General features: G+C 49.8%; 3 protein-coding genes and 1 pseudogene. All 4 read left to right on the top strand.

Going from position 1 to position 3,183, the window contains the following annotated elements:
* Positions 1-330 precede the first annotated feature (330 nt).
* Positions 331-1,470 carry a transposase gene (locus B5E53_RS18360; protein WP_087317579.1) on the top strand — a complete coding sequence of 380 codons (1,140 nt, stop codon included), beginning with the start codon at positions 331-333 and terminating at the stop codon, positions 1,468-1,470.
* Between the two features lie 10 nt (positions 1,471-1,480).
* On the top strand, positions 1,481-2,524 hold the full coding sequence (locus B5E53_RS18365) for a lambda-exonuclease family protein (protein ID WP_087162149.1): 1,044 nt from the start codon (positions 1,481-1,483) through the stop codon (positions 2,522-2,524).
* Positions 2,524-2,940, top strand: coding sequence for a DUF4406 domain-containing protein (locus B5E53_RS18370; RefSeq protein WP_087162148.1), 417 nt, complete (start codon positions 2,524-2,526; stop codon positions 2,938-2,940). The genes B5E53_RS18365 and B5E53_RS18370 overlap by 1 nt, the downstream gene beginning before the upstream one ends.
* Positions 2,903-3,183 (top strand): annotated as a pseudogene (locus tag B5E53_RS18375) (ATP-dependent RecD-like DNA helicase); the annotation flags it as partial. The gene B5E53_RS18370 and the pseudogene B5E53_RS18375, both read left to right, overlap by 38 nt.

Genomic DNA, 3,183 nt, shown 5'->3' on the forward strand with positions numbered 1-3,183 from the left:
CCCGGCGGGGGATCATGTTTTGGGATTTTGAGAAATCCCGTACATGAAGAGGAAAAGCAGGAGCTTTTCCCGGCATAAGTTGTTTATGTTTGTAGTGAAGTGTCACCGTATGCCTGAAATGGCTGTGTGGCACTTTTTTTGTTTTATCGGTGAAGAACCAGATTGGAAAAGGATGAATGGAGAAAACAAGAGGTTTCTCTGCTCATCCTTTTTTGTTGCCGTTTATCCGGAAGAAAATGTTTCTGCCGGATTTTTGTGTATGTATGTGGCCTGCCACAATCAGCTTCGGCTGTTTATGGATAATTATTTTAAAGAAAGGTGGAAGAAACAATGAATGAAACAATGGTTTACGCAGATGGTTTTGAAAAGACATTTGCCACGGCGGAGGAGATGCTTGATTTTCTTTCAAGAAGAGGGAAAGCCTCAGAGTGGATCCGCAAGCCCATCCGTGCCCTCCGGCTGGTGCCGCTCGAAAAAGAGGCGGGAAACCTGGAGAACGGAGACGCAGAGATGGAGGAGATCCTGAAGGATACGGAAAAGCACACCCGGCTTGTACTGAAGGTACGAGGCGAGGCATATCCGGTCCGGAACTGTGCGATCCAGACGATCTTAGGACGTGCCGGTATCGGCGGGGACGGCCTGCGAAAGCTGGATCTGGCAACCTATGCAAAGGTTGTGAATTGCTGCTTGAAAGCAGCGAAAGGGGAATGCCTCATCAAGATTGCAGATGGAAAAGTCTCTGCAGTCCACGGGGGAGACGCCCATGATTACAGCGTACTGGACATGAAAGCAATCTTTGAGATGACCAGTGAATATCTGCACACGAATTTCAAGGGAAGCGCTTATCTGGAAGGCTCCGGAACCTATGACCATTCCGTCATGAGTGCCATGTGGACGCTTTCCGGGAACCAGGAGCTTCTGGATACCTACAGGGATGCGTTGGACCGGTACGGAGTAAGCAGAAAGAATCTTACGCCGGCGCTGCGCCTGACCACTTCTGATGTTGCAGCCAGCGGTGTCAATCTGTATCCTATGCTGCTGACAGACGGGAACAACCGTACGCTCAGCCTGGGAAGCCCGATCACTCTGGCGCACAGGAACCACAGCACGATCCTGGATTACCGCAACAATTTGAAAGAAGTGTATGCAAGATACAAGGATGCCACAGAGCGTCTGGCAGCGCTTCTGGAAATTGAGATCCATAACCCGGTGAACTGCTTAAGGTTACTGATGAAAAAGCTGAAAATCAAGGCGGCGATCCGTAATGAAGTGGTGGAGATGTATGTGGCACAGAACGGGGAACAGGCCTGCACGGCCCATGACCTTTACTATGCCATGAACGAGGCACCCTTCTATGCCGCTTGCCAGGGATTTACCGGCAGCCAGCTTTTGCGGATGGAGGAAAACCTGACCAGGGCCCTTGCCATGGACTGGAAGGAATTTGATGTATATGGCGCCGTTAAGTGTTAAGGAGGAGCTTATGAAACAGACGTTACAAATGGATTATGAACCGGAACAGGTCGTGGATATCAGTACCCTCTCCAGAGAGCAATGGCTCGCATTCCGCCGTTTGGGTATCGGAGGCAGTGATGTGGCCGCTATCATGGGAATCTCGCCTTTTGTTACCAGCCGTGATCTTTACTATGACAAGATCGGCGTTACCCCGGTGATTGAGGAACCTGAAGCCAACTGGGTTGCCAAGGAATTTGGACACAGACTGGAGGATCTGGTAGCGGAGATTTTCTCTAAGAAAACCGGCCTGGAGGTGTTTCCCGTGCGGATTATGTTCCGGCATCCGCTTTACCCGTTTATGCTTGCCGATATTGATTTTTTTGTGCGTATGCCGGATGGCAGCTTTGCCATACTGGAGTGCAAAACCTGTAATTATAACGCCAAAGAGAAGTGGGATGACGGGAAAATCCCGGAGCACTATGTCTATCAGGTGCGGCACTATATGTCGGTGGTGAACATCAGTCATGCATTTATTGCGTGTCTGTGGGGAAATAACGAGAACGACTTTGTATACCGTTCTCTGGAGCGTGATCTCATGGAAGAGCAGGATATCATCGAGCAGGAAGGATATTTCTGGCGTGAATTTGTGGAGAAGAAGGTGGAACCGCCGTTGGTGGGGAAACCGGATCTGGTGCTTGCCAGCATCCGCCGTTACAGCGGCTATGCTGATAAGTCGATCCCGGAAATCCCGATCACAACGCTGGATTCCAGAAGCCTGGAAAAGTATCTTGCTTTATCAGATGAAAAATCTCGTTTGGAGAAGCGCAAGAAGGAAATTGACGCAGAACAGCGTGCGATCAGTGTTCCCTTTGTGGAGCTGATGGGACAGGGATGCAAGGCCTTTCTGGAAGACGGAACCAACCGTTACAAGATTACCTTTAACCCGACACGCAGGACGATGATCGGGAAAGAAAATCTTGAAAAGCTGAAAATGCAGCATCCGGATATTTTCAAAGAGTATGCTACAGAAACAGAAAACCGGATCTTCCGGTTAAAGAAGGAGGCGGCGTGATGTTAAAAGGAAAAAGAGCGTATATCTGCTCTCCGTTGTCTGCAAAAACCCGGGAAGAACGAATGTTTAACATGGGGCTTGCGAAGGCGTATCTGGATACGGTCAGAGAGGTATTCCACTGCCGCACGTATGCCTCCCATGCCTATCTGCCGCTGATGCTGGATGACACCATACCAGAGGAACGGAAGCTGGCGCTTTCCATTGGAAAACAGCTTTTAGACTTTTGTGATGTGCTGATTATCTGTGGCGGCAGGATTTCTTCCGGCATGGAAGGAGAAATCCGTTATGCCCATGATACCGGGAAGGAGGTGTACTGGCTCGAAGGAGGCCGGGATCCGTTTCAGTTACGGAAGATAAAAAATTGGAAGGAGATCGAATATGCGGTGCAGATACCGGAAAACCATATTTCTGAATGAGGAGAATGGATACACCATTGCGGTGTTTACGACGAAGGATGCTTCTGTACCGCTTGCTGCCAGAGACAAATACTTACAGGGCCAGAAAGTGATCGGGTTTACCGCCATAGGCTTTGACCTGCCCCAGTCTGACCAGATCGAGATTGAGATGGAAGGACAGTGGGAAAAGTCCAGCCACGGCCTGCAGTATCAGGTGGAAAATTTCATGGAGATCGTGCCGCGCACGAAGGAGGGGATCTTAGG

Origin of the sequence: Eubacterium sp. An11 (assembly GCF_002161065.1) — a bacterium.
GTDB classification, from domain to species: Bacteria; Bacillota; Clostridia; order Lachnospirales; family Lachnospiraceae; genus Anaerobutyricum; species Anaerobutyricum faecale.

Bases quoted from the DNA above. Each gene is read 5' to 3' on its own strand.
- B5E53_RS18365 (WP_087162149.1), top strand. From the start codon at position 1,481: ATGAAACAGACGTTACAAATGGATTATGAACCGGAACAGGTCGTGGAT.
- B5E53_RS18360 (WP_087317579.1), top strand. From the start codon at position 331: ATGAATGAAACAATGGTTTACGCAGATGGTTTTGAAAAGACATTTGCC.
- B5E53_RS18370 (WP_087162148.1), top strand. From the start codon at position 2,524: ATGTTAAAAGGAAAAAGAGCGTATATCTGCTCTCCGTTGTCTGCAAAA.